Annotated in this window: 25 protein-coding genes; 6 read left to right on the top strand and 19 right to left on the bottom strand. The window is 67.6% G+C overall.

Annotated features, from left to right (window positions below):
• The first annotated feature begins 33 nt into the window (after positions 1 to 33).
• Genes uraD through CDO87_RS14945 form a run of 4 tightly spaced genes read left to right on the top strand, consistent with a single transcriptional unit; the run spans position 34 to position 3,384 of the window.
• On the top strand, positions 34 to 618 hold the full coding sequence (gene uraD / locus CDO87_RS14960) for a 2-oxo-4-hydroxy-4-carboxy-5-ureidoimidazoline decarboxylase (protein WP_100929514.1): 585 nt from the start codon (positions 34 to 36) through the stop codon (positions 616 to 618).
• The gene (locus tag CDO87_RS14955) at positions 615 to 1,622 is read left to right on the top strand and encodes a TRAP transporter substrate-binding protein (protein WP_100929513.1); all 1,008 of its coding nucleotides are present in this window, start codon (positions 615 to 617) and stop codon (positions 1,620 to 1,622) included. The genes uraD and CDO87_RS14955 overlap by 4 nt, the downstream gene beginning before the upstream one ends.
• 5 nt (positions 1,623 to 1,627) lie before the next feature.
• On the top strand, positions 1,628 to 2,107 hold the full coding sequence (locus CDO87_RS14950; RefSeq protein ID WP_100929512.1) for a TRAP transporter small permease: 480 nt from the start codon (positions 1,628 to 1,630) through the stop codon (positions 2,105 to 2,107).
• Complete coding sequence (locus tag CDO87_RS14945; RefSeq protein ID WP_100929511.1) at positions 2,104 to 3,384, top strand: TRAP transporter large permease; 1,281 nt, start codon at positions 2,104 to 2,106, stop codon at positions 3,382 to 3,384. The genes CDO87_RS14950 and CDO87_RS14945 overlap by 4 nt, the downstream gene beginning before the upstream one ends.
• 8 nt (positions 3,385 to 3,392) lie before the next feature.
• On the opposite strand, the gene CDO87_RS14940 is transcribed toward CDO87_RS14945, so the two are convergent.
• The 7 genes from CDO87_RS14940 to CDO87_RS14910 are packed head-to-tail and all read right to left on the bottom strand — an operon-like array spanning position 3,393 to position 10,150.
• Entirely contained in the window at positions 3,393 to 4,139 is a 747-nt protein-coding gene (locus CDO87_RS14940) for an aspartate/glutamate racemase family protein (RefSeq protein ID WP_100929510.1), read from the bottom strand.
• Between the two features lie 3 nt (positions 4,140 to 4,142).
• Complete coding sequence (locus CDO87_RS14935; protein ID WP_100929509.1) at positions 4,143 to 5,009, bottom strand: polysaccharide deacetylase family protein; 867 nt, start codon at positions 5,007 to 5,009, stop codon at positions 4,143 to 4,145.
• Positions 5,006 to 6,517 carry an amidohydrolase family protein gene (locus CDO87_RS14930; protein WP_100929508.1) on the bottom strand — a complete coding sequence of 504 codons (1,512 nt, stop codon included), beginning with the start codon at positions 6,515 to 6,517 and terminating at the stop codon, positions 5,006 to 5,008. Before CDO87_RS14930 ends, CDO87_RS14935 begins: the two co-directional genes overlap by 4 nt.
• Positions 6,514 to 7,236, bottom strand: coding sequence for an aspartate/glutamate racemase family protein (locus CDO87_RS14925; protein WP_100929507.1), 723 nt, complete (start codon positions 7,234 to 7,236; stop codon positions 6,514 to 6,516). The genes CDO87_RS14930 and CDO87_RS14925 overlap by 4 nt, the downstream gene beginning before the upstream one ends.
• Positions 7,236 to 8,513 (bottom strand): TRAP transporter large permease, encoded by a 1,278-nt coding sequence (locus tag CDO87_RS14920; protein ID WP_100929506.1) that lies wholly within the window; start codon positions 8,511 to 8,513, stop codon positions 7,236 to 7,238. Before CDO87_RS14920 ends, CDO87_RS14925 begins: the two co-directional genes overlap by 1 nt.
• Positions 8,500 to 9,087, bottom strand: coding sequence for a TRAP transporter small permease (locus CDO87_RS14915; RefSeq protein ID WP_100929505.1), 588 nt, complete (start codon positions 9,085 to 9,087; stop codon positions 8,500 to 8,502). Before CDO87_RS14915 ends, CDO87_RS14920 begins: the two co-directional genes overlap by 14 nt.
• 7 nt (positions 9,088 to 9,094) lie before the next feature.
• Positions 9,095 to 10,150 carry a TRAP transporter substrate-binding protein gene (locus CDO87_RS14910; RefSeq protein WP_100929504.1) on the bottom strand — a complete coding sequence of 352 codons (1,056 nt, stop codon included), beginning with the start codon at positions 10,148 to 10,150 and terminating at the stop codon, positions 9,095 to 9,097.
• A 285-nt stretch (positions 10,151 to 10,435) separates the two neighbouring features.
• Between CDO87_RS14910 and CDO87_RS14905 the strand changes: the two genes are divergently transcribed.
• Positions 10,436 to 11,113 (top strand): GntR family transcriptional regulator, encoded by a 678-nt coding sequence (locus CDO87_RS14905; protein ID WP_198521733.1) that lies wholly within the window; start codon positions 10,436 to 10,438, stop codon positions 11,111 to 11,113.
• Between the two features lie 89 nt (positions 11,114 to 11,202).
• Here the strand turns inward: CDO87_RS14905 and CDO87_RS14900 are convergent, their stop codons facing one another.
• Genes CDO87_RS14900 through CDO87_RS14870 form a run of 7 tightly spaced genes read right to left on the bottom strand, consistent with a single transcriptional unit; the run spans position 11,203 to position 17,957 of the window.
• Positions 11,203 to 11,949: an aspartate/glutamate racemase family protein gene (locus CDO87_RS14900; RefSeq protein WP_100929502.1), complete on the bottom strand. Its 747-nt coding sequence runs from the start codon at positions 11,947 to 11,949 to the stop codon at positions 11,203 to 11,205.
• Positions 11,949 to 13,298: an amidase gene (locus CDO87_RS14895; RefSeq protein ID WP_100929501.1), complete on the bottom strand. Its 1,350-nt coding sequence runs from the start codon at positions 13,296 to 13,298 to the stop codon at positions 11,949 to 11,951. The genes CDO87_RS14900 and CDO87_RS14895 overlap by 1 nt, the downstream gene beginning before the upstream one ends.
• Positions 13,295 to 14,182 (bottom strand): allantoinase PuuE, encoded by an 888-nt coding sequence (locus tag CDO87_RS14890; RefSeq protein WP_100929500.1) that lies wholly within the window; start codon positions 14,180 to 14,182, stop codon positions 13,295 to 13,297. Before CDO87_RS14890 ends, CDO87_RS14895 begins: the two co-directional genes overlap by 4 nt.
• A gap of 4 nt (positions 14,183 to 14,186) precedes the next feature.
• Positions 14,187 to 14,987 carry an ABC transporter permease gene (locus CDO87_RS14885; protein ID WP_100929499.1) on the bottom strand — a complete coding sequence of 267 codons (801 nt, stop codon included), beginning with the start codon at positions 14,985 to 14,987 and terminating at the stop codon, positions 14,187 to 14,189.
• The gene (locus CDO87_RS14880; protein ID WP_100929498.1) at positions 14,984 to 15,814 is read right to left on the bottom strand and encodes an ABC transporter permease; all 831 of its coding nucleotides are present in this window, start codon (positions 15,812 to 15,814) and stop codon (positions 14,984 to 14,986) included. Before CDO87_RS14880 ends, CDO87_RS14885 begins: the two co-directional genes overlap by 4 nt.
• Complete coding sequence (locus tag CDO87_RS14875) at positions 15,811 to 16,890, bottom strand: ABC transporter ATP-binding protein (protein WP_100929497.1); 1,080 nt, start codon at positions 16,888 to 16,890, stop codon at positions 15,811 to 15,813. The genes CDO87_RS14880 and CDO87_RS14875 overlap by 4 nt, the downstream gene beginning before the upstream one ends.
• A gap of 14 nt (positions 16,891 to 16,904) precedes the next feature.
• On the bottom strand, positions 16,905 to 17,957 hold the full coding sequence (locus CDO87_RS14870) for an extracellular solute-binding protein (protein ID WP_100929496.1): 1,053 nt from the start codon (positions 17,955 to 17,957) through the stop codon (positions 16,905 to 16,907).
• A 214-nt stretch (positions 17,958 to 18,171) separates the two neighbouring features.
• Here CDO87_RS14870 and CDO87_RS14865 point away from each other — a divergent pair, with 214 nt between their 5' ends.
• Entirely contained in the window at positions 18,172 to 19,485 is a 1,314-nt protein-coding gene (locus tag CDO87_RS14865; RefSeq protein ID WP_100929495.1) for an amidohydrolase family protein, read from the top strand.
• A gap of 4 nt (positions 19,486 to 19,489) precedes the next feature.
• Here CDO87_RS14865 and CDO87_RS14860 read toward each other — a convergent pair whose 3' ends face one another.
• The 5 genes from CDO87_RS14860 to CDO87_RS14840 all read right to left on the bottom strand — a co-directional run bounded on the left by CDO87_RS14860 (position 19,490) and on the right by CDO87_RS14840 (position 25,067).
• A complete protein-coding gene (locus tag CDO87_RS14860) occupies positions 19,490 to 20,158 on the bottom strand; it encodes a GntR family transcriptional regulator (RefSeq protein WP_100929494.1) in 669 nt (222 codons plus the stop codon).
• A gap of 212 nt (positions 20,159 to 20,370) precedes the next feature.
• Positions 20,371 to 21,360 carry an NAD(P)H-quinone oxidoreductase gene (locus CDO87_RS14855; RefSeq protein WP_198521732.1) on the bottom strand — a complete coding sequence of 330 codons (990 nt, stop codon included), beginning with the start codon at positions 21,358 to 21,360 and terminating at the stop codon, positions 20,371 to 20,373.
• 11 nt (positions 21,361 to 21,371) lie between these two features.
• On the bottom strand, positions 21,372 to 22,721 hold the full coding sequence (locus CDO87_RS14850; protein ID WP_100929493.1) for a hypothetical protein: 1,350 nt from the start codon (positions 22,719 to 22,721) through the stop codon (positions 21,372 to 21,374).
• A gap of 16 nt (positions 22,722 to 22,737) precedes the next feature.
• Positions 22,738 to 23,547 carry an SDR family NAD(P)-dependent oxidoreductase gene (locus CDO87_RS14845; protein WP_254698148.1) on the bottom strand — a complete coding sequence of 270 codons (810 nt, stop codon included), beginning with the start codon at positions 23,545 to 23,547 and terminating at the stop codon, positions 22,738 to 22,740.
• A gap of 14 nt (positions 23,548 to 23,561) precedes the next feature.
• On the bottom strand, positions 23,562 to 25,067 hold the full coding sequence (locus CDO87_RS14840) for a tripartite tricarboxylate transporter permease (protein ID WP_100929491.1): 1,506 nt from the start codon (positions 25,065 to 25,067) through the stop codon (positions 23,562 to 23,564).

Genomic DNA, 25,067 nt, shown 5'->3' with positions numbered 1-25,067 from the left:
TAACGTCGGTGTCAGGAAACAACGGACATCTTCATGACACCCGCTCTCAACACGCTGAACACGGTTCGGCGCGAACAGGCACTTGCGGCCATTGCGCCCCTTGTCGAACGCTCGCCCTGGGTGGCCGAGGCCGCCGTCGACCTGCGCCCCTTCGCCTCTGACGAGGCGCTTGCCGAGGCGCTGGTGGAGGTCATCCTGACCGCCTCTCCGGAGCAGCGGCTGGCGCTGTTCAACGTGCATCCCGAACTGTCGGGCACCGAGGCCACCGAGGGCCGCATGACCGCCGAAAGCACCTCTGAGCAGGGGCGGCTGGGCCTGATCGGATTGCCCGGTGACGAGGCCCGGCGCCTCGAGGCGCTGAACGCCGCCTACCGCGCGCGCTTCGGCCATCCGTTCATCATCGCGCTGCACCGGGTGCCGGACCGCGCGACGCTTTTCACGATCTTCGAACGGCGCCTGAAGGCGACCCACCTCGAGGAACACACCACCACGCTGGCCGAGATCGCTTCGGTGATCCGGTCGCGCTGCCGCAATGCCTTCGGCGCGGCGGACCAGACGACCCGGAACGATCCCTCAACCTCCCTCCCGGAAACAGAAACGCAGGAGAACTCCCAATGAAACGCCAGATCTTCGCCCTTGCCACCTCCGTCCTCGCCCTTGCCACCTCCGTCCTCGCCCTTGCCGCCGCGGCGCAGGCCGACACCATCCGCGTCGCGGGCAACTTTGCCACCGATCACTCCTCCTCCGTCGCGATGGAGACCTTCGCCGAGAAGCTGGCCGAGCTGTCGGGCGGTGAGTTCGACGTGAACCTCTTCCCCGCCCGTCAGCTGGGCGGCGCGGCCGAGAACGTGCAGGCGGTGAAGCTGGGCGCGGTCGAGATCATCTGGGTCGGCACCGCCTACCTGACCCGCACAGTGCCCGAGCTCGAGATCGTCGGCCTGCCCTTCCAGTTCGAGACCCGCGAAGACGCCTTTGCCGTGGTCGACGGCCCGGTGGGTGACGCGCTGGACGAGAAGCTGGCCGCGCAGGACATCATGTCGCTCGGCTACATGGAGCTGGGCTTCCGGCAGCTCACGAACTCCGTCCGCCCGATCGAGACGCTGGAGGACATCGCCGGGCTGAAGATCCGCCTTCAGCCGAACGAGACGCACCTTGCCACCTTCCGCGCGCTGGGGGCGAACCCGCTGGCGATGGACGTGAACGAGCTTTACTCCGCGCTCGAGCAGAAGGTGATCGACGGGCAGGAAAACCCGTTCTCCATCATCCAGGTCGCGGGCTACCCGGAAGTGCAGGAATACGTTTCCAACACCGGGCACTTCTTCGACTTCATCTCGGTCGTGGCCAACAAGAAATGGTTCGACGGCCTCTCCGAGGAAAAGCAGGGCTGGGTGACGGAGGCGATGGACGCCGCCGTGGCCGAGCAGCGCGTGCTGGCCGCCGAGCAGGACGGGGCCGCGCTCGACAAGATCGTCGAGATGGGCATGACCTACACCGAGGTTTCCCCGGAACTGGCGGCCGCCCTCCGCGAGACCGTGGCAGGCGTCGCGGCCGAGACGAAGGCCCGCCTCGACCCGGAACTGGTGGAACTGCTGGACGCCCAGACCTCCGGCGTCTCGAACTGACACCGATGAAGACGATCGTTCCCTCGATCCTTGCGCGCGCCGACAGTGGCGCGCGCCTTGTCGCGATCCTCGCGGCAGCCATCATGGTCTGCGTGGTCACCGCACAGGTGGTCATGCGCTACGGCTTCAACGCCTCTTTCGACTGGGCGGACGAGGTGTCGCGCCTCGCTTTCGTCACCACCATTTTCGTCGCCATCCCGCTGGGCATCCGCGACGGCACGCATGTGGGCGTGGACCTGATGGTCGACCGCCTGCCCCTGCTGCCCCGGCGTCTTGTCCGCCGTTTCACCAGCGCGCTTGGCGGGGCGATGCTGTTGATCGTCACCTGGGCCACCTTCGACGTTGCCGCCGCCACCTGGACCGAGCGGATGGGCGCCATCGACATCACCTCCTCCGTCTTCTTCTTTCCCGTCATCGCGGGCGCGCTGCATTCGGCGCTGCACCTGCTGCACATGGCGGTCGACCCGGACACACCCCTGCCATGAGCCTCGCCGTCATCGCCTGTTTCTTTGTCCTGGGGTTCCTCGGGATGCCGCTCGCCTTTTCGCTGGGCTGTGCCGCGCTGTTCGGCCTGTGGCTGGCGGGGTTCGATCCGTCGATCATGCCAAGCCGCATGATGAACGCGGTCAACTCCTTCCCGCTGATGTCCATCCCGCTTTTCATGATCGCCGGAGAGCTCATGCTGAAAGGCGGGATCATGGACCGGCTGGTGGACTTCGCCAACGCCTTCATCGGGCGGATGCGCGGCGGGCTGGCGCAGGTGTCGATCATCGCGGGCGCGGGGCTGGCGTCTGTCTCGGGCGCGGCGGTGGCGGATGCCTCCGCTCTGTCGTCGACCCTGGTGCCCTCGCTCAAGAAGCAATACGGCCTTGGCTTTTCTTCGGGCGTGGTGGCGGCTGCCGCCAACCTCGGCCCGATCATCCCGCCGTCGGGCGCGATGATCGTCTATGCCTTCATGGCGGGGTCCACAGTCTCGGTCGGCGGGCTGTTCATGGCAGGCGTCGTGCCCGGCCTCATCCTGTTCCTGACGCTGATGGCGCTCTGCTGGTTCATCTCGTGGAAGCGGGACTACCCGCTTGTGGGCGACGGTTTCACCTTCCGCAACGCCCTGCGCCAGACGCGGCGGTCGCTCATCGTCTTCATGATGCCCGTGGTCGTCATCGGCGGTATCGTCGCGGGCGCCTTCACACCGACCGAGGGCGCGGCCATCGGCGTGTGCTACGCGCTGGTCATCGGCTTCTTCGTCACAGGCAAGCTTAAGGTCTCGGACCTGCCGGGCGTGCTGCTGACCGCCGCCAAGACCACGGCCATGGTCGGCGCGATGATCGCCTTCGCCTCCACCGTGACCTTCCTTTTCACCATCGACCTGCTGCCCATCAAGCTGGCCGGCGCGATCAAGGGGCTGACCGACAGCCCGATGGTCTTCCTGCTGCTTGTCGCGCTGATGATGCTGGTGGTGGGCATGTTCCTTGAATCGAACGCCGCCAACATCATGCTCGTGCCGCTGTTCCACCCCATCGCCCTGCAGTTCGGCATCGACCCGCTGCACTTCGGCTTTCTCTTCGTGCTGAACCTCGTGATCGGGATGCTGACGCCGCCGGTGGGCGTGATCCTCTTCGTGGTCTGCGGCATCACCGGCGTGAAGATGACGGAACTGGTGCGCGAAAGCTGGCCCTTCATCGCGGCGATGTACGCGGTGCTGTTCCTCTGCATGATCTTCCCGGGGGTGGTGACGGCCCTGCCGCGCGCCATGGGCTACTAAGGCCCCGGTCAGTCCCCGCGGAAGAAGCGCGTCAACGCCGGGTCCAGTCCGGTCATCTCGATCCCGGAAGGCCGGGCAAGACCTCCGGCGGAGGCTTTCGGCAGGCCCAGCCGGTGGACCATCTCGGCCATGCAGACCGCCGCGCCCACGGGCGAGACGACGGGCACCGGCACCTCCGGCTGGATACGGGCGGCCATCCCCTCCATCGAGCCTGCGCCAAGCACGATGACATCGGCGCGGTCCTCCTCCACCGCGGCCAGCGACAGAGCGATGGCCGCCGCATCGCCGCGCGGCTGATCCTCGGTCAGTTCCGTCCCGGTCATGCCGACGTCTCGGATCGAGACGACGCGATCCGCCAGCCCGGTGGCGGCCACCGTCTCTTCCGTCATCCGCCGCGCGGGCGCGCCGATGGACAGGATCGAGAGCGCCTGCCCGAGCAGCGACGCCGCCGCCAGCCCCGCCTCGCCCGTGGCGATCAGTGGCACCGGGCACATCTCCTTCGCAGCCGCCGTGACCGCGGGCACGATGAAGGCCCCGACGATCACCACGTCATGGACGTCGTAGTGCAGGGCCAGCGCCGACAGGAGCGCGTGACCGGCCACCGCCGCCTCCCCCCGGGTGGCGATATAGGCCGACCCGAAGGGGGCCGAGCACACGTCGATCACCGTGTCCGGCGCGGCGATGCGCCGGGCCTCAGCCGCCATGACCCCTGCCATGGCCTCCGACGTGTTGGGGTTGGCAAAGAGGATTCGCATGGATCACCCGACCGCCAGCGCAGGGTCCGCGAGGACCGCGTCGTAGATCTCGGACGGGGTAGCGCACCAGACGCCGTCCCTCCCGGCCACCTCGGCCAGCGCCTGGGCCACGGGCCGCAGCCGCCACGGCTGGCCGGATATGAAGCTGTGCAGCACGACGCTCATCACAACCGGGTGCTTCGACGTCAGAAGTTCCGCCGCCTCGTCCCGGAGCATGGCGGCAAAGCTGCGCGCGTCCGCCTGGCGGCCGATCATGGTGGTGCTGTCGTTCAGCTCGGCGGCATAGGGGATGCTCAGGAGGCGCCCCGCCCCGGCCCTCAGCCATACCGGCTGGTCGTCCAGCCTCAGGTCCAGCAGGTAGCGATACCCCGCGCCCTGAAGGCTGGCCAGCGAGGTCGGCGTATGCGCCAGCCAAGGTGAGGACCAGCCGCCGGGCGCGTCCCCCTCTTCCTCCGCGATGCGCGAAAGGACCCCGGCGACATAGCCCGCCTCAGCCCCTTCGGGCAGCGCCGCCAGGCTGTCGGAGTTGGAGCGCCCGTGGCCCACGATCTCGGCCCCCGCGGCGCGGGCGGCGGTCAGGACCTCGGGCGCCTCGTCATAGACATCGGTGTTCAGAAGCACCACCGGGCGGATGCCCGCGGCGGCCAGCCGGTCGAACAGGCGGAACGCCCCTGCCCGGTTGCCGTAATCGCGCCAGGCGGCGTTCACGAGGTCGGGCGCGGCACCACGCGGCAGGATATCCTCCGTCATGCCATCGTCGGGCCGGTAGCTCTCGACCCCTACCGCCACCCAGAGCGCCACCCGCGCGCCGTTGGGCCATGTGCCTTCGGGGCGCGCAGGAAGCGCGGAATAGGACCACGGCAGGGTCATGCCAGCCCCCTTGTCAGCTTGCGGGTCATGCCGACGTCGCGCAGAGCCGCGCGGTCGTGCATCGCGCGATAGACCGGCAGAAGCTCAGACACTTCATCCGCAGCCCGGCGCAGGATCGGAGCCATCCCGCCGAAGACCTCGCGCGCCTCGGCCAGCAGCGCAGCCTCGTCCACCGACGTGACGCGCCCGCCTTCCGCCACAACGCGGCCCGCCACCATGGTCAGCCGTACCGAGCTGCCGTTTTCCACATGGACAAGCTGGCGCACGAGGTCGTTCATCGGCAGGAAGGTCAGCGACGACAGGTCGACGAGGATCAGGTCCGCCGGTGCGCCCGCGTCCAGCGTCCCAAGGCCGGGACGGCGCATCACCTCACCGCCGCCAACCGTCGCCGCGTGCAACACCTCGCGCGCCGTGGGCCAGCGGTCCGGATCGTCGCCGGACAGGGTATGGATCATCCCGGCGGTCTTCATCACCGACCACATGTTCACCGCGTCATCGGCGATGGCTTCGTCCACGCCGAGCGAAACGGAAATCCCGCGGTCCAGCACCTCGCGCAGGGGCATCACGCCGGAGCCGAGCCGCAGGTTGCTGATCGGGTTGTGCGCCACCTTCGCCCCCGCCGCCGAGATCAGGTCGAGGTCCGCGCCGTCGACCCAGATCGCATGGATCACCTGCATCCGGTCGGACAGGAGGCCCAGATCATGCGTGTAACGCACAAGGGACCGTCCGCCGAACTTTTCGTGGCCGAGGACGCGCTGCAGCTTCGTCTCCAACATGTGGGCAAAGACCGGCAGATCGTGCTGGCGGCTCAAAGCGTCCAGCGCGGCAAAGTATTCCGGGCTGACACGCTGCGGCGCCGAGCAGGAGACCGCCGCACCGATCCGCCCCTCTTCCGCACTGTGCCAGCGCCCGATCAGGTGGTCGTAAAGCGCCAGCAGGTCCTGCGCGCCCAGCTTCGGACGGCGCGCCAGTTGCGGACGCAGGTGCGCGGGTGCCAGTTCGTCGAGGAAGGGCAGCTTTTCCAGCTCCGACAGTTCGGGCTCGTCCAGGGCCAGCGTCGCGCGGATGCCACTGTCGGCATAGGCCTGCGCCACGGCATCGATGATTTCGGGCGTGGGTTCGGGGACGAAGAAGCAGTCGTCCATCACCGCCGTCGTCCCGCCGCGCAGCATCTCGATACAGCCGAGCATGGTGCGCAAATAGGCCTGCCGGGGCGTCGGGCGCAGCGTCTCCAGCGCCGGGCTCTCGTAGAGCATGAAGAGTTCGAGCGGCAGGCAGGGCAGACGCCCCTTCATGTGGTTCACGGACGAATGGAAATGCGCGTTGACCAGACCGGGCATCAGCAGGTCGCCCTTGCCGTCAATGACCGTCGCGCCGGGTGGCACGGTCAAGGCGTCGCCGGAACCGACGATCCGGCCATCGGTCACCAGAAGGGCCTTCGCCGCTGTCATCCCGTCGTCGCTCTCGGGGTCGAGCAGATGCACGTTCCGGAACAGCGTGCTGGTCATGACGGGACGTCTCCGGCGATCAGCCGGGTCAGGGCCGGGGAAAGGCCGATGGTTTCGGCAATGGGTGTCGGGCGCGCGGGCAACGCTGCACCCTTTGCGACACGCTCGGCGCAGAGCGCGACCGCCGCCGCCCCGTCGCTGACCGGAATGGTGGCGCGCGGGGCGAGGCGCGCAGCCATGCCGACGATGGCCGCGCCAAGGATGACCGCTGCACCGGCCCCGGCCTCTGCCAGCCTTTCCACGGCCGCCAACACCGCGTCGTCCCGTGCTTCGGCGTTCAGGTACTCCGCCCGGGTGGCGAACTCGATCACCTCCCATGCGACAGGCGCGTATCCGTAGCCGTCGAGAATACGCTGGTAGAGCGGCAGGCTCGATGCGCCGAAGATCACCACGCCGACCGGCGCTTCCCCTGCTGCGGCCAGCGCCGCCTCCGTCAGTCCTGTGACCGGCACCGGCAACAGCTCAGACAGGGCCCGCAGGGCCGTGTCAAAGGAGATGGCGAGGATCACCCCGTCGACCCCCTCCGCATGTCGGGCTGCCAGTTCCAGCGCCGCATAGGCGGCGATCACGTTCTCTGCCTCCGTCGTCACGATGCGCGCGCCAAAGCCGCCTGTGACGCCCTCGACGGAGACGCCGGACGGCGCGATGCGCAGGGCTTCGGCCACGAAGGCCTCGGTCACCTCGGCCGAGGTGTTCGGGTTCAGCGCCAGCAGCCGCATCACAACAGCCCCGGGAAGATCGCGATCAGCGCCACGACCGCGAGGATACAGGCAAGGAACGGCAGCACGCCGAGGATGACCGTGCCGACCTGCCCCCGTCCGCGCACGCTTTGCGTGACGTAGAGGTTCATGCCCACGGGTGGCGTGATCAGGGCCAGTTCGCACATCATCACGAGGAAGATGCCGAACCACACGCTGTCATAGCCAAGGTGCGTGACCACAGGCAGGACGATGGGGATTGTCGCGATCATCATTGCCAGCGCGTCGAGGAAGCAGCCGAGGATCAGGTAGAGCACCACCAGCAGCATCAGCATCGTGACCGGGCCGACCTCCAGCCCCGAGACGAAGGCCGAGACCTGCGCAGGGACGCCCAGCACCCCGAGGATGAAGTTCAGGTAGAAGGCCGCCACGAGGATCAGCAGCGTCATCGCCGTGGTCGTCACGGTCGACAACATCGCCTCGCGCAGCATCGGCCAGGTGAGGGAGCGGTAGGCGCCCGTGAGAATCAGCGCGCCCACGACACCCACGCCCGCGGCCTCGGTCGGGGTGGCGAAGCCGAGGTAGATCGACCCCATCACCAGCACGAAGATCGCCAGCGGCGGCAGGAGGTCGCCCAGCCGCTTGCGGCGCTCGGGCCAGGGGGCCATGCGCTCCGGCCGTCCGGCGACGGCGGGGTTCAGCAGGCTCGCCACGATGATCACGCCCATGAACGCCAGCGCCAGCACGATGCCCGGCAGGATCCCGGCAAGGAATAGCGCCCCGATGGAGGTGTTGGTGATCGCGCCGTAGATGATCAGGTTGATCGAAGGAGGGATCAGGATGCCCAGCGTCGCGCCCGATGCCACGCTGCCGGCCACCCAGGCTTCGGAATAGTTCTGCCGGCGGAAGGTCGGGAAGGCCACCGTTCCGATGGTCGCCGCCGTGGCCACGGACGAGCCCGAGATCGCGGCAAAGACCGTCGAGGCGGCGATGTTGGTGTGCAAGAGCCCCCCGGGCAGCGGCCGTGTCCAGTCGGCCAGCGCGCGGTACATCCGTTCGGTCACGCCGCCCCGGACAAGGATCTCTCCCATCAGCACGAACAGCGGAATGGCGACCAGCAGGAAGTTGTTCAGCGTGCCCCACATCATCGTCCCGAAAGGCCGCAGCATCGCGTCCCCGAAGAACAGCCACGCGCCGGTCAGCGCCACGATGAACAGCGCCGTCGCAATGTGCTGTCCGATGAACAGCAGGAACAGCAGCAGGCCGAAGCCGATGGCCGCGCCTTCAATTCCGAGCATCGTCGCTCTCCCCGGTGTGGTCGATATAGTGGCCGACTTCCTCGTCGACGGTGGGCGGGCCATAGCGTGCCTCGACGGCGCGGGGATCGGTCCGCAGCAGCCAGAGCCCATGCGCAGTGGTCAGGCAGGCGACCAGCGCGAAGATCGCCGTCCCCGCCACCCAGATCGCCTGCGGCACCCAGAGCGGCGTCTGCAGCGGCGTGTTCGTGACCGCGCCGAAGCGCATCGTCTCAGACAGCTCGCCCCAGGCGTGCCACGTCATGAACAGGCCAAGCGCCGCGATGGTGGCCTGCGCCAGCACATGCAGCGCGGCGCGCAGGCCAGGCGGGAACATCCGCAGGAAGATGTCGATCTTCGGATGCCCCCGGTTCAGCAGCGTCAGGGACAGGCCGAGCGAGCCGACGAAGGCCAGCACGTAGCCGCCCAGTTCATCCGTGCCCTGGATCGAGACGCCGAAGACGTCCCGCCCGATGATGTCGATGAAGATCAGCACCGCGAGGACCAGGACCGACGCACCCGCGACAAGCGCGAGTGCGAAGGCCAGTCCCCGGGCAAGGCCCAGCGTCCGGATCATGATCCGCTTACTGCGTATCGAGCGAGATGGTCAGGCCGCGCGCCGCGCCCACGGTCTCGTTCCACAGGTCCACGCACCCCTCGTAGGAGGCTTCGCACCGCGCGCCCCACTCCGGCAGGATCTTCGTGGCGGAGATCTCGGCCACCTTCGCCTTGTCCTCGTCCGACACCGGCACCAGCGTCATGTCGTAGGATGTGTAGATCCCTTCCGGGCATTCACCGCCCGTGGAACACGCCTGCGCCGTGCCGTTGGTGGTGATCGCCAGCTCCCACAGCGCCGCCTCCAGATCGGCCATGACCGTCTCGAAGGCCGCGCGCTTGTCGTCGTCGAGGCCGTTCAGCCAGTCGAGGTTGACCACATGCGCCTGCACCGACCCGGACACCGACAGCGGGTAAAGATGCGTCGTCACCTCCGGCCACTTGCCGGTGTTGGACGAGGTCGGCGAGGTCACGCCGCAGGAGGCGACGCCGCGCTGCAGGGCCGGATAGACCTCGGGAAAGGACAGGGTCACGGGGGTCGCGCCCAGCTCTTCCAGCAGCATCGACATCGAAGCGGTGAAGGACCGCACCTTCAGCCCGTCCAGATCGCCCAGCGTGGACATGTCGGCGTTGCACAGGAAGACCTGCGGGCCGAACGGCCAGATCGCCATGGCCTTGGCGCCGAACTTCTCGCCCAGCCGGGCGTTGAAGGCCTCGCGGTAGGCATCGACCGCGCCTTTGAGGTCCTCCATGTCGGTCGAGACGCCGATCAGGTCGATGCCTTCGAGGAACGGATCGTCCTTCGCGGCGCTGCCCACCTGCACCGTGGCAAGGTCGAAGGCGCCAGAGCCCACCAGCCGCAGTGCATCGGCAAGGTTCACGCCCAGCACCTGGAATTCGTTCCGGGTGACCTCGAAGCCCGCCTCACCTGCGGCTTCGATGGCGGCGATCTCGGCGGGGTATTGCGCGGCGCTTTCCTGGCTTTGGGTCAGCCAGCGCAGGGACTGGGCTTCGGCGGTGGCCGTCAGGGCCAGACCGGCAGCAGCCGCCAGCGAGAGAATCGAGACACGGGAAAGACGAGGCATGGCAGGGAGCTCCTGTTGCAGAGGTGAATTCCGTGGCGCCCGCTCAGACATCTGAACGGTCACAGCGCCGACCGCTCAATCAAGGGGCAGTATTGTTAACAATTCAAATTTATTTTGTGCGCAATTTTTGCGCCAAGCCGGTGAAGGCCGATGCGGAACCGGATATTCTCAAGCATTTCCAATCGCCTGACCGACACACCCCGTTTCCGGGCCCGAACAGGGTAGGATTGCGTGCCTCCCGGCCAGTGCCTAAGATTCACGCGTCACAGCCATACGAGATCGCAATTGGCCCGCCTCAACGTCGCAGAGACAGAAGTCTACGAACGAATCCGCACTGCCATCGGCGACCGGCAGCTCTTGCCCGGCCAACGGCTGCGCGAGGTGGAGCTGTGCCGGATCTTCGACACGACCCGCGGCACGATCCGCAAGGTGCTGGCGCGCTTGGCCTTCGACGGTCTGGTGGATCATCAGCCCAACAGAGGCGCCTCTGTCGCGCAGCCGACGGTGAAGGACGCCGCCGACCTCTTCGTCGCCCGCCACTGCATCGAACGCGCCATCGCCCACGAGGCCGCGGCCCGCATCGACACCACGGCGACCGCACGGCTGCGCGCGCACATCGAGAAGGAGAAGGCGGCCCACGCCAGCGGCGACCGGCAACGCATGATCGCCCTGTCCGGAGAGTTCCACCTGCTGCTCGCCCAGATCTCCGGCAACACCATCCTGGGCCGCTATCTCGCCGACCTGATCGCGCGGGAATCGCTGATCATCCAGCTTTACGAGATCCCCGACCAGGGCAGTTGCTCTCATGACGAACACGCCGAGATCGTGCAGGCGCTGACCGGCGGCGACACCGACAGGCTCGACGCGGTGATCAAGGCGCATATCGACGGCATCGCGGCGACGCTCGACCTCGAACCCGTCCACGCGGAGCGGCCCAGCCTCGAAGAGATCTTCAACCGCTGACCGACTGTGCAGGCCTTTCGACGGGACACGGCCCGGCGGGCCCTACGGATGGCGGCACTCTTCATCGCGACCTCCGCGCCCTGCCCGCTCTACCCCGCCGCCTCATGCGCGATCACACGCGACAGCGCAGGCGGCAGCCCGACAGACCCCTTGGCGACCGGCTTGCACGCCCTCCCCTCCAGCCTCAGGCGCAGGGAGGCCAGCGTCATGGCCTGCGCCACGGCGGCGGCGATGGGGTCGATGACGATGGCCGGGATCTCCGAGGCCACCTCCGGCGCAAGCCCCGCCAGCGGCGCGCCGCCAAGGATGACCACGTCGGCACCGTCCTCGGCCACGGCGCGCCGCGCCAAAGCCACCAGTTCGGCGCGCATGTCCCGCGCGGCATTGGCCACGTCGTCGCCATGGGCATCCGGCGTGCGCACCCCGGCGAAGCGCGCGCCCAGCCCGGTCGCGTGAACGCAGTCGGTGTACCAGCGCCGCATCACCGGGGAAAAGGTGACGATGGACAGCCGCTCTCCCAGCATGGCGGCGGTCAGCACGGCGGCCTCGGCCATGCCCACGACGGGCACGTCGAAAATCTCACGCGCACCAGCCAGCCCCGGGTCACCAAAGGCTGCGATCACCACCGCATCGACGTCCTCGATGTGCTCCGCGATCATACCCAACGCGATGCCGCCAGCGACCTGCGCCTCTGCCCGCGAAGCGATATAGGGGAACCCGCTCGTCGCCGTCAGCGGCACGATCTCTGCCCGGTCCCCAGCAAGGCCTCGGGCGATGTCGGACATGGTGTCCGTCATGGCCTGTGTCATGTTGGGATTGACCAGCAGAATGCGCATCAGGTGGCCCTTTCGTGCTCTTTCGGGGCCATGGCGGCCGTGATGGTCCGTGCGGTCGCGAGGAGGTCGGCGTCGCGCCCCCGCGCGGCAATGATCTGAAGCCCGATGGGCAGACCCGCGTGTGTGCGGGCAAAGGGGATCGTCAGCGCGGGACAACCCGCGTGGTTGGCCTGCGGAGTAAAGGCCGCGTGGTCCCGCGGCGCACAGGGCTGTCCGCCGATCTCCTGCGGGGCCAGTTGATCGACGGGCCAGGCGGGACATGGCGTCGTCGGCACCACAACCAAGCCGAAGCGGTCGAGAAAGCCGTTCAGGATGGCGCCCATGCGGGCCGATGCGCTTTTCGCATCGGCAACTGACGCGTCTTCCAGTCCCAGCCCGGTCTCGATCTGCACAGCCAGGTCCGGGTCGAAAACAGACGGGTCCTCCTGCCAGGCCGCACCGAACAACCGCGCCAGACCGGCATGCTGCAAGGCCATGACGGAGCCGCCGTTCAGCCCCTGCCACTCCGGCGCCGCCTCCGTCATCCCGAACCGCTGCGTCTCAAGGCACCTGACAAACGTGTCGAAGGCGGCGGCGACGTCCGCGTCGAGGCGCTGGCCAAGGCCGAAATCCGCGCTCCACGCATAGGGGCCGGGGATGGGCGTGCCGGGGGGCAGATCGCACAAGACCGACATGGCAAGCGCGATGTCCTCCAGCGTCCGGGAAATCGGGCAGATGACCGAGATGCCGTCCACCGGCTCCTCGAAGCCGGGCCCGTAAGGAACGAGGTCCTGCGTCGGCTTGAAGCCGTAAAGGCCGGTGTGCGCCGGGGGACGCCGGGACGACCCGCCCGCATCCGTGCCGAGCGCAAGCGGCGCCATGCCCGCCGCCACCGCAGCCACCGGCCCACCGGACGATCCGCCCGTGGTGAGGCCGGGGTCCACCGGGTTGCGGGTCTTGCCTTGAAGCGGCGTGTTGGTCACGCCCTTGCAGGCAAACTCCGAACAGGTCGCGATGCCGAGGATCATGGCCCCCGCCGCGCGCAGCCTCAGTACGGCCTGCGCGTCCTCCGGGGCGACGAAATCCGCGAACAGGCGGGACCCTTGCGTGACCGGCAGTCCCCTGACCCAGATGTTGTCCTTGATGACCACCGGCACGCCCGCGAGCGGAAGATCCTCTCCGGCGGCGAGACGCGCGGCCACATCCGCCGCCTCATCCTCCAGCGCGGGGTTCAGAACCGTCATCGCGTTCAGCGCCGGATTGCGCTCCGCCACGCGCGCCCGCGCAGCCCCGCCCACCTGCGCCGGGGTCATCTCGCCTGAACGGACACGCGCGGCAAGTTCCGCGGCGGAGAGGTCCATGGGGTTCATGCCGCGCCCTTCTGCGCCCCGGCCCAGCAGGCCGCGATCTCGCGCCGCGGGGCGATCCAGACGTCGTCATGCGCCGCGATATGGGCCAGCACGTCCTCCAGCCCGCCGATCCGGCCCGGCCGCCCGATCAGGCGCAGGTGCAGGCCGATGGACATCATGCGCGCTGCCCTCCCACCCTCGGCATACAGCCGGTCGAAGGCACCGATCACGTACTCGCTGAAATCCCGGGCCTGGACGAAGCCGCCACCGGGCGAAAACCGCATGTCGTTTGTGTCGAACGCGTAAGGGAGTATCACGTGACCACCGGCCATCCGCGGGATGTCGTCGTCGTAAACGTCGCTGTCATAAAGGAAATCGCCACGCGCGATCAGAATATCGCGCGTGTTGACCGAAGGCGCAGAGCGCGTGTGCCAGCCCACCGGCGCCACGCCGCAGGCCGCCCTGATCGCGGCATGGGTGCGCTCGATATCCGCCTCTTCCTCTGCCCTTGTCATGTGCGCGTGCCGCTGCCAGAGCCAGCCGTGACAGGACACCTCGTGCCCGCGCGCCACGATGTCCTGCATCAGCCAGGGGCTGCGCTCTGCCACCCGGCCGCAGGTCGAAAAGGTCGCCTTCACCCCGTAGCGGTCGAAGGCGCCTGCGATGCGCGCATATCCCTGCCGCGTGCCGTAGGCGAAGTGCGTCTCCATGCACGGATCGGGTGCGCCCTCCACCTCCTCGCGGATCTCGTAGACACTTTCGTTGCGCGGGTCGCCGTCGCCGATGGAAAGCTCCGCCCCCTCCTCCACGTTCACCACGAAGGACACCGCAAGCCGCGCGGCATCTGGCCAGCAGGGCGCGGGCTCTGCGCCGAAGTAGCCCTTGAAATCGCGTCGGTCGTTCATGTCCTCACCCCTGGATCATGCGGTTCAGGCCGACCGTGCGCGCGCCGAAGACCAGCACGAGGATCGCCAGCAGGATCAACCCCGACGACATGGCCGCCAGCGACGGATCGGGCTGTTCCTCGAGGTATTGCAGCATCTTGATCGGCAACGTCTTGTTGCGCGCATCGGTCAGGAAGATGGAGATCGGGTAGTTGTCCATCGACGCGAGGAAGGCGAAGAGGCCCGAGGTCAGGTAGGCCGGCGCAAGGTTCGGCACCAGCACCTTCAGGATCGCCTTCGGATAGCTCAGCCCCAGCGTCCGCGCCGCGTCGATCATCGAGAAATCGAATTGCGCCATCGACGCCAGCAGCGTGCGCATCACGAAGGGCAAGGTGATGACGATATGCCCCAGCAGCAGCGAGACATAGGCGTCGCGCAGCCCGATCTCGCGGAAGAACTGCAGGAGCGCGACACCCACCACCAGCCCCGGCATCATCAGCGGAGAGACGGCGAAGGTGGCAATCGCCTCCCGCCCCCGGAAGTTGCCGCGCGTCACAGCGATGGAGGCAAGCGTGCCCAGCACCAGCGAGATCAGCGTCGACACGAAGGCCAGGTTCAGCGACAGCACCACCGCGTCCCAAAGGCCCGAGCGCCGTTCCAGCAAGGCGTACCAGCGCAGCGACCATTCCGGCGGCGGCAGCGTGTAGACCGGCGAGGCCGAAAAGGACGCGGCCACCGTGATGAAGATCGGCAGCATCAGGAAGACGACGCAAGCGAGGGCGACGATCCAGCTCAGCACACGGAAGATGCGGTCGGTCTGGGTCATTGGCGCGCTCCGAGGCGACGGGCCAGCCAGCTCGAGAACACGACCACGAAGATCGCGATGCCCAGCAGCACGGCGGATATGGTCGACCCCAACGGCTCGTTGCGCAGGTAGAGGAAGCTGCGGGCGATCAGCATCGACAGGGTCTGCTGGCGCTCGCCCACGATCAGCGAGGGGATCACATACATCGAGATGGCCATGGAGAAGGTGAAGGCCGACCCCGCCACCACGCCCGGCAGGGTCAGCGGCAGGGTGACGTTGAAGAACCGGAAGAACGGCCCGGCGCCAAGCGAGGCCGCCGCCTCCGGCAGTCCGCGGTCAAGCTGGCGCACCACGGCGTAGATCGGCAGCACCATGAAGGGCAGGAAGACGTTCGCGGCACCGATCACCAGCGCGGTTTCGGTGAACAGCATCCGCACCGGCTTTTCCGTCAGGCCGATCCATTGCAGCGTCGTGTTGATGAAGCCGTTGGCGCGGAACAGGATCGACCAGGCGAAGGCCTTTACCACCACGCCCAGCGACATGGGCAGCACCATCGCCACGAGGAAAACGGTCAGCCAAGGCCCCTTGGCGCGGCTCATGACGAAGGCGGTGGGATAGGCGATGAAAAGCGCCAGCAAGGTCGTCAGCGCCGCGACCCGCAACGTCCGCCAGAGGACACGAAGGTTGTACTCGTCGGCAAAGAAGGCGCGGTATTCCGACAGCGAAAACCCCTCGGCCGTCTGCACCGACTTGGCGAGCAGCATCAGCAGCGGCAGCGCGTAGATCACCGCGAGGTAAGCCAGCCCCGGCACGGCGAGAAGCGCGATGCGGTCGACGCGAGAGGTCATGCCGCGACCTCGTAGGCCAGCGTGTCCTCCACGCCCCAACCCAGCGTGACCTCCTGTCCGCGGGTCAGGCCGCTGCGGATACCGGGCAATTCGCACAGCACCCGGTCGTCCTCCTGCGCCGCCCCGTGCAACACGGTCTTCGAGCCCAGCACCATGACGTCGACCAGTCTAGCGGTGATGGTGTTCTCTCCCGCGCCGACAGAGATCAGCTCGGGCCGGACGCCCAGCAGGACCCGGGTGCCGACGGCGGCGCCGCTCTTGGCGCGCAGCTTGCCATAGGGCGTATCGACGGTGATCGTTCCTCCGGCTTGCTCGGCCACCGTGCCGGTGATCCGCGTGGAGAGGCCGACGAAGTCCATCACGAAGGGCGACGTGGGCCGCGCGTAAAGCGTCGAGGGATCGGCAAACTGCTCGATCCGGCCGGCGTTCATCACCGCGATCCGGTCGGAGACGCCCATCGCCTCTTCCTGGTCGTGGGTCACGAAGATGGCGGTGATGCCGCGATCCAGAAGCAAGGATTTCAGTTCGACCTGCATCGTCTCGCGCAGCTTGCGGTCGAGGGCCGAGAACGGCTCGTCCAGCAGGAGCAGATCCGGCCCGACCACCAGCGCGCGCGCCACAGCGACCCGTTGCTGCTGGCCGCCTGACAGCGCCGCGATGGGCCGGTCGGCAAATTCCGTCATGCGCACCAGCGACAGTGCCTCCGCCACCGGCGCGCCCGTGGCGCCCTTTGCCATGCCGCGCGCGCGCAGCCCGAAGGCCACGTTCTCGGCCACGGTCAGGTGCGGGAACAGCGCGTAGTTCTGGAAGACGACCGACACGTTGCGCTTGTGCGCGGGGAACCGCGTGATGTCGCGGCCGTCCAGCACCACCGATCCCTCGTCCGCCTCCAGAAGGCCGGCGACGATGCGCAGCAGCGTGGACTTGCCGCAGCCCGAGGGACCGAGGAGAGACACAAGCTCCCCCCGGTTCACCCGGAAATTCATGTCGGACATGACCCGTGTGCCTTTGAACGATTTCTCCACGCCCACGACGTCGAGGTAACGGGAAACCGGTTTGCCTTGATCCAGAGCCATGTCCGCAGTCCGCCTCAGAGCGCCATGAGCTTGTCGAAGCGTTCGATCCACGCGCGGCGGTTCTCGGCGACGAATGCCCAGTCGGGGGAGTAGATCTCAACGCCCTCGGGGATGACGGCGCCCGCGGTGACGGTGGTGTTCGCAGGGACCGACGAAGCGAAATCGGCAATCGCCGCCTGCATGGTCTCGCCCAGCATCTCGTTGACGTAGGCCTGCGCCAGTTCCGGGTTCGGCCCGCCCTTCACGAGGCAGATGCCCGACGGCATGGCAAAGATGCCTTCCTTCGGCGCGGCCAGATCGACCGGCACGCCCTCTGCCTTGCGCGGCAGCGTGTAGGACGAGAAGTTGCCCGCCAGCATGGAAATCTCGCCCTGCTCCAGCAGGTTGAAGGCCTGAGACATGGTCGTGTAGACCGACAGCAGGTTCGGCTTCAGCTCTTCCAGCTTGGCAAAGGCCGCGTCGACCTCGTATTGCGCCTCCGAGAACGGCTTGCCCGATCCCAGCATCGCGGCGACGAACATGGTCCACATGCCTTCGGTGTTCTGCAGCGACGGGATGATGACCTGCCCCGCATTCTCCGGCGCCCAGAGCGCCTCCCACGACGGCACGCCCTCGGCGAAATCGGTGTTGTAGGCGACGCCCGCCCAAGGCTGGACGTAGTTGCACCACATGCCGTCCATATGCACCGCGTCGGCGCGCAGGTCGGTCATGTTCGGCACGGCGTCGGGTGTGATCGGGGTCAGCAGGTCGGCCTCGACCGCCTGGATCATCACGGGGTCGTCCATCTGCACGACCGAGAGGTACGGCGCATCCTTGTTGGACGCCATCTTCTCGAGGTTCACGGACGACTTCGTGCCCTCGAACAGGATGTCGGCGCCGATCGTTTCCTTCATGTGCGGTGCGACGATCTCTTCCATCCAGGCGGTGTGCGAGCCGGCGCAGCCGATGACGATCTCGCCCGATTGGGCGCGCAGGATGGAGGGGGCCGCCAGCGTGCCGACGGCGGCCATGGCGGAAGTGCGCAGCAGGGTGCGGCGCGTGAGTCCGGCTTTCTGAATCTGTGTCATGACGTTCCTCTCTGTTCGGGTCATGAGACCATTTCGGTGTCTGAAACGCCGGTTCTTCTGCCGACTTGAAAATGGAATGCCATTTGTCTTAGCTCGATTCTGAGGGCCAGATGCGAGGCTCCACCCGCAATCGGCGGCTCGAAAACACAAAGACGTCAAATTTTACGCCCTCTCCGGCGGTGACGCCCAACTCGTAGGCTAAAGGAAAATCAAAATGGCATCCCATTTGAGAAACGTCACGATCGTCTCACCCGGCGCACCTGTCCTGAAGGACGCGGAGATCGTCATTGGCGACGACGGATTCGTGGCAGAGATCGGCCGAGGTCTTGCCACGCCCGAGGGCGCAGAGGTCACCGACGCCAAGGGCGCACTGTGCCTGCCCGGCTTCGTCAACAGCCACAACCATTCGCCCCTGATGATCGTGCGCGGCATGGTCGAGGACAGGGGATTTGCCCCCGCCTACATCCCCGGCGTCCCGCAGGGGCACTGGCTGTCAGAGGAAGAGGCGCTGGCACTTGCCCGGCTGGGCGTTCTGGAAATGCTGATGGCCGGGGCCACGACCATCGTCGACTACTACCGCTGCCCGGAGGCTCTGGCCCGCGCCGCAGACGAGATGGGCCTGCGCGCCATGATCGGCGGCCGCGTCATGGACATGGACACCGCCGCCCTGGCCGAGGGCCGGTTCGAACGCGCCCCTGCCCTGGGCGATGAAACCCTGCGCGCCGCACTCGACCTCGTGGCGAAGTGGGACGGGCACGAGCGGATCGGCACCATCCTCGCGCCGCACGCCCCGGACAGCTGCTCCCGCGACATGTTCACGGAGTTCCGCGCCCTTGCCGACCGCACGGGCAAACAGGTGCACACCCACCTCAGCCAGTCGCGGATGGAGGTGGATCAGCTCCTCGCCCGCGAGGGCATGACCCCGACCGAATTCCTGGACGACCTGGGGCTGCTCTCGCCCGACCTGATCGCCGCGCATTGCATCTTCATGTCCGACAGCGACATCGCCCGCTTCGGCGCGGCGGGCGGTGTCGTGACCCATGCCCCCATCGGCAACGCCAGCTTCGGGGCCGCCGCGCCGATCAAGGCGCTGCGCGACGCAGGGGCCACCATCACGCTCTGCACCGACACGAAATCCGCCGACATGTTCGAGGCGATGCGCATGGCCATCGCAACGGCACGCTGGCGCGCAGGCATGTCCTTCGACCTCGATGCCGCAGAGGTCTTCGGCTGGGCGACCTCCGGCGGGGCGGACGCGCTGAAGGGCCATGCGGCCACCGGGCGCCTGCGGGTGGGCGACCCCGCCGATCTGGTCCTGCTCGATCCGCTTGCGCCCAACCTGCGCCCGGTCATCGATGGCGTCGGCGTCCTCGTGCACTCCGGCTCTGCCGGCAACGTGACGGACGTCATGGTGCAGGGCGACTGGCTGGTGCGCGACCGCAGACCCACCCGTGTCGACGCAGCCGAGGTGGTGGCAGAGGCGCAGGGCGTGTCGGACGGGCTCTGGGCCCGGGCCGCAGCCGCCTGAATGGTCAGAGAAGCGCGGCGACGGTCTGGCCGGTGTGCAGCAGGTGCTGTCGCCAGATCCGCGCCGCGTGCTCCGGGTCCCGCTGCCGCATGGCCTGCATCAGCACCTCGTGCTCCGACACGGCCTCTGTCAGGCGCTCGGGCTTCATGATCGCCAGGAACCGCCCGCGCCGCGCCCGCGCCATCAGCCTGCGGTGCGTCTCGAACACGATACCATTACCGCAACGCTCCACGATGAAATCGTGGATCTCGGAGTTCGTGTCGAAGTAATCCGCGTGGTTGCCGATCTTGTGGTAGGTCAGCATCCGGTCGTGCATCTCTTCGAGCGTGTCCAGCGCCTCCTCGTCGATGGTCTCGGCCAGCCTCTCCGCCGCGAGGCTTTCCAGCGAGGCGATCACGTCGAACAGTTCCAGCGCCTCGGCGGCGCCGTACTGCAGAACCTGCGCGCCCTTGTTGCGGGAAATTGCGATAAGGCCGTCGGCGTCGATCAGCTTCAACGCCTCGCGCACCGGCGTGCGCGACACGTCGAGTTCGGCAGAGATCTTGCGCTCCACGATGCGCGATCCCGGCGGATAGACGCCCTTGACGATCCTGTCGCGCAGGATGTCGGCCACCCATTGCGCCGTCGCCGTGGGCGCGTCCGTCGCGCGTGTGCCCTCGATTTCCTCGACCATCAGACGATCCGATACACTGACAAAAAATGGCATTCCATTTTCACTGTCGCGTTTCGGGAAATCAAGCGGGCAGGACCGGCTTTTCACGAAATCCGCCCGGACGGCCGCGAGGTGCCGAAGACACGGGCGCAACGGTCCCGCCTCCGGGCTCCACTACAGACCCATCTTGGCACCCGGAACGCGGCAACCAGACGGCCGCCGCGTCCAGCCGATCAGACCGTCATGACGACCTTGCCGAAGTGCTGCCCGGCCTCCAGTTCGCGATGCGCGCCCGGGGCGTCCGAAAGCGGGAACACCCGGTGGATGACCGGCTTCACCGCGCCGCTTTCCAGCAGCGGCCAGACGTGCTGCGCGAGGTCGGCGGCGATCAGGCCCTTCTCGGCAGGGGTTTGCGGGCGCAGCGTGCTGCCACACAGGGTCTGCCGCTTGCGGACCATGCCCTCGACGTCGACCTCCGCCTTGCCGCCGCCGAGGAACGCGATGACGACCAGCCGCCCGCCGATGGCGAGGGAGGCAAGGTTGCGCGCGAGGTAATCGGCGCAGATCATGTCGAGGATCACGTCGACGCCACGCCCCTCCGTCAGGCGCGCGATCTCCTCGTCGAACTTCGAGGTGCGGTAGTTGATCGCGGCCTCTGCGCCCAGCTCGCGGCAGGCGGCGCATTTCTCCTCCGTCCCGGCGGTGACAAAGACACGCGCCCCAAAGGCGCGCGCAAGCTGGATGGCGGTCGTCCCGATCCCGCTGGCGCCGCCGTGGATCAGGACCGTCTGCCCCTCCCGGAGACCGCCGATCCGGAACAGGTTGGTCCACACGGTAAAATACGTCTCCGGCAGCGCGGCGGCCTCGACCGCCGAAAGGCCCTTCGGCCAAGGCAGGACCTGCTCCACCGGGGCGACACAATATTCCGCGTATCCGCCGCCAGCGACCAGCGCGCAGACCTTGTCACCGGGCCGGTAGCCTTCCACGCCAGCGCCAACCTCCACGACCTCGCCTGCGACCTCCAACCCCAGCGCCTCGCTCACGCCCGGTGGCGGGGGATAGCCGCCCAGGCGCTGGCGCAGGTCGGGGCGGTTCACACCGGCGGCCTCGACCCGGATCAGCACTTCGCCGCCGCGCGGCTCGGGCATCGGCGTTTCGCGCAGTTCCAGCACTTCGGGGCCACCCGGTTCACGGGCGAAAACGGCGTTCATTGTGGTTGGCATGGTGTTCACCTTCATAGGGACAGATAAGTTGCAGCGGCGCAGAACAGGCTGGTGACCCCCAGCATCAGCAGCGTCAGCCGGAGGTTGTCGGACCGCACCAGTTCGCCGCCCGGCAGGCCCATCACCCGGCCCGCGATCAGCACGTTCGCGGTGAAGGGCGAGGCGGCGGCGGTGATCCCCCAGCCCGTCTTGGCCGCGACGGCCATCCAGATCAGGATGCTTTCGGGCACGAGCGGATGCAGCACACCCAGAAGGATGCTGGTCGACACGATGGGATTGACCGCAATAAGGCCCGCCCCGACCATCACGAAGGGAATCAGCCCCACGGCCAGCGGGAAAACCGCATCGGGCGGCACCGGCAGGCCCCCTGTCTGGCGGGAGATCGCCTCGGATATCACCGCCCCGATGAAGCCCGCGCCGCCCACGATGACGATCTCGTTGACCGTTGTGGCGGCAGAGGCCGCGGCCTCCTGCGCGATACCGGGACGGCGGGGATCGCCGGACTGCATTGCCCACCACCCCAGCGCAAAGGCCAGCACGGCGAACAGCACCGCTTCGGGCAGGGTCAGGGCGGTGACCTGCTGCAGCGCGATGGCGCCGCAGACCAGCAGGCCGACCCGCAGGACCACCTGGCCCAGCACGCGGCGATCCGCGCGTCCGGGCATGGCGCGCGTCGCGGACGGCGGCTGCGGCGCGGCGCCCCTGCGCGACATGAGGTAGCCTGCGGTCATGTAGAACCCGGCGGCGGCGAGGCCGAAGGGCAGCACCTCGAAATAGCCCACCTCCGGCAGGATCGAGAGGGTGATGATGGTCGATAGCGCCAGGGGCGACCACATTGGCATCGCCCCGAACCCGCGGATCATCGACAGGGTCAGGTCCCTCAGCGCGTTCTGCCGCACGAGGGTCTCTCGGCTTTGCGCCAGAAGCGCGGCAATGACGCTGACCGCCCCGAAATTGAGGAAGATGGAAAAGACGTGGGTGCCTACGGTGACGAAGAGGTAGCGCGCCCCGCGCGGGCGGCTGGCCACGACCTCGGCCGCGTCGCGCACATCGGGGGAGCGTGACGCCGCGCGGCTGAGCATGTTCAGCGACATGAGCAGCACCGACAGGAAGGTGACCCGCGCCATCGCCCCGGACGGCCCCAGGATCCCCGTCACCAGCGACCAGACGAACAGCACGCCGACGATTGCGCCGATCACGGCGGCAGAGCGTGTCACCTCCCGCCGGTTCACGAAGACGAAGACGCCCAGCAGCAGGGCGACCGGCACTCCGGGCAGCGGCAGGGGCAGAGCGATCTGCGCCGTCGCCGCCACCAGCAGTCCCAGCGCCACGACGAGGTTCAGCCCGTCCCTCGCCGTCATCTCTGCCGCGTGCGCATCAGCCGTCCACCACCTGCCGGACGCTGGCGGAGAGCCCGCCGTCGACGATCAGCTCGGTGCCGGTGATGTAACCCGCCTTGTCGGAGGCGAGGAAGACCGCCGCCTCCGCGATGTCCCAGGCCGAACCCATCCGCCCCATCGGGCATTGCCGGGCGCGGGCCGCGCGCATCTCCTGCCCGGACTTGTCGCCATAGCTGTTGGCCAGCGTGACGCCGATGCGCGGCGTGTCGATCAACCCCGCGATGATCGCGTTGACGCGGATGTTCTCGGGGGCCAGTTCCACCGCCAGCGCCCGCGCGAACTGGTTCGCGCCCGCCTTCGTCGCGGAGTAGGCCAGATGCGGATATCCCACGTTGCGGATTGAGGCGATGGAGGAGGTCACGGTGATGACCCCCCTGCCCTGCGCGCGCATGTGCGGCAGAACCGCCTGCGCCGAGACGTGCAGAGAGGTCAGGTTGGCATCGCTGATCCGTCGCCAGTCGTCGGGCGTGGTCTGGCCGGACGGCCCGCTTTTGCCCAGACCCACGTTGCAGTGGAGGATGTCGATGCGGCCATGCCGGTCGGCCACGCCCTGCACCAGACGGTCGATGCTGGCGTCGTCCAGAACGTCGACGACCGCCGCCTCGGCGTTGAACCCCTCTTCGCGGATCAGGTCGACCGTCTGCGCCGCCGCGTCCTCGTTGGCGTCGGCGCAGACGACAAAGGCCCCCTCGCGCGCGAGCCCCATGCTGATGGCCCGGCCGATCCCGATCCCTTCGGCAATTGCACCGGCGCCGATGACGATGGCCACGCGATCCTTCAGTTGCATGGAGGAGCTCCCTGTCATTTCGCCTCCGCCGAGCGGAGGGCGCTGCGTTTGGCGCGTGTCATGCGCAGTTCCCGGCGCACGCCCACGAACAGCGAGAATGCGGTTATCGCGATGAAAATCCAGCAGATCGGGCTGCGGAAGAAGATGCCGATGTCCTCGGAAATCAGGAACGACCGCCGCAAGTTGTCCTCGAACAGCGGCCCGAGGATGAAGCCCATCAGGAACGGCGCCGCTGCCATGTTGATCTTCATCATGATGTAGCCCAGCACGCCAAAGGCCAGCATCACGCCCACGTCGAACATCTGGCTTTGCACGGCGTAGCTGCCGAAGACGCAGAACAGCAGGACCACCGGCAGGAGGATGTGGCGCGGGATGTCGGCGATCTTGGCAAAGTAGCGGATCGCCAGCTTGCCGGAACCGAACAGCACGATGGAGCTCAGCATGATGCCGATGAAGATGGCGTAGATGATGGTGATGTTGTCCTGGAACATCAGCGGCCCAGGCGTCAGCCCCTGCAGCATGAAGGCGCCGAGGATCACCGCCGTCACCACGTCGCCCGGGATGCCGAGCGCCAGCAGCGGGATCAGCGTCGCCCCGGCCACGCCGTTGTTCCCGGATTCTGAGGCGGCCACGCCCTCGATGTTGCCCTTGCCGAAGGTCTCGGGCGATTTCGACGTGCGCCGCGCCTCGCCGTAGGACAGGAAGGCCGCCGCCGTCGCCCCGGCACCGGGGATGGTGCCGATGATGACACCGATGAAGCTGCCGCGGATGATCGTCAGCAGGCTGCCCTTGAACTCCTCCATCGTGACGCGGCTGCGGTCGGCGGCCTTGATGGTATGCGGGGCGATCTTGCGCATGTAGAAGTCGATGACTTCGGGCAGCGCGAAGAGGCCGATCAGCAGCGGGATATAGCTGACCCCTGCCATCAGGTTGAAATTGTCGAAGGTGAACCGCTGCGTGCCGTAGACGAGGTCGAGCCCGATGGTCGAGGTCAGCAGCCCCAGAAGGCCGGAGATCAGGCCCTTGGTCAGCGACGATCCGGAGATCGAGATCACCACCGTCAGCGAGAAGCAGATCAGCCAGAAGTACTCCGGCGGGCCGAAGGCCAGCGCCAGCCCGGCAATCAGGCTCGCGAAGAAGATCAGCGACAGGTTCGACAGGAAATCCGCGATGCAGGACGCGTAGAGCGCCATGTTCATCGCCTTGCCCGCCTGCCCCTTCTGCGCCAGCGGGTAGCCGTCGAGCAGCGTGCAGGCGGCGGCGGGTGTGCCGGGCGCGCGGATCAGGATCGCGGTGATCGACCCGCCGAAGACCCCGCCCTTGTAGACCCCCACAAGCAACAGGATGCCCGTCACCGGGTCGAGGTTGAAGGTGAAGGGCAGCGCCAGCGCCACGGCCATCGTCGCGGTCAGGCCGGGAATGGCCCCAACCGTCACGCCGAGGCAGACGCCGATGGTGATGGCCAGAAGGTTCTGGAAGGTCAGGAAAAGCTGGAACCCGGTTGCGATGTTCTCAAGCAT

It is taken from the genome of Sagittula sp. P11 (assembly GCF_002814095.1).
Lineage (GTDB): Bacteria > Pseudomonadota > Alphaproteobacteria > Rhodobacterales > Rhodobacteraceae > Sagittula.
This window is presented reverse-complemented; position numbering and strand designations above follow the sequence as displayed.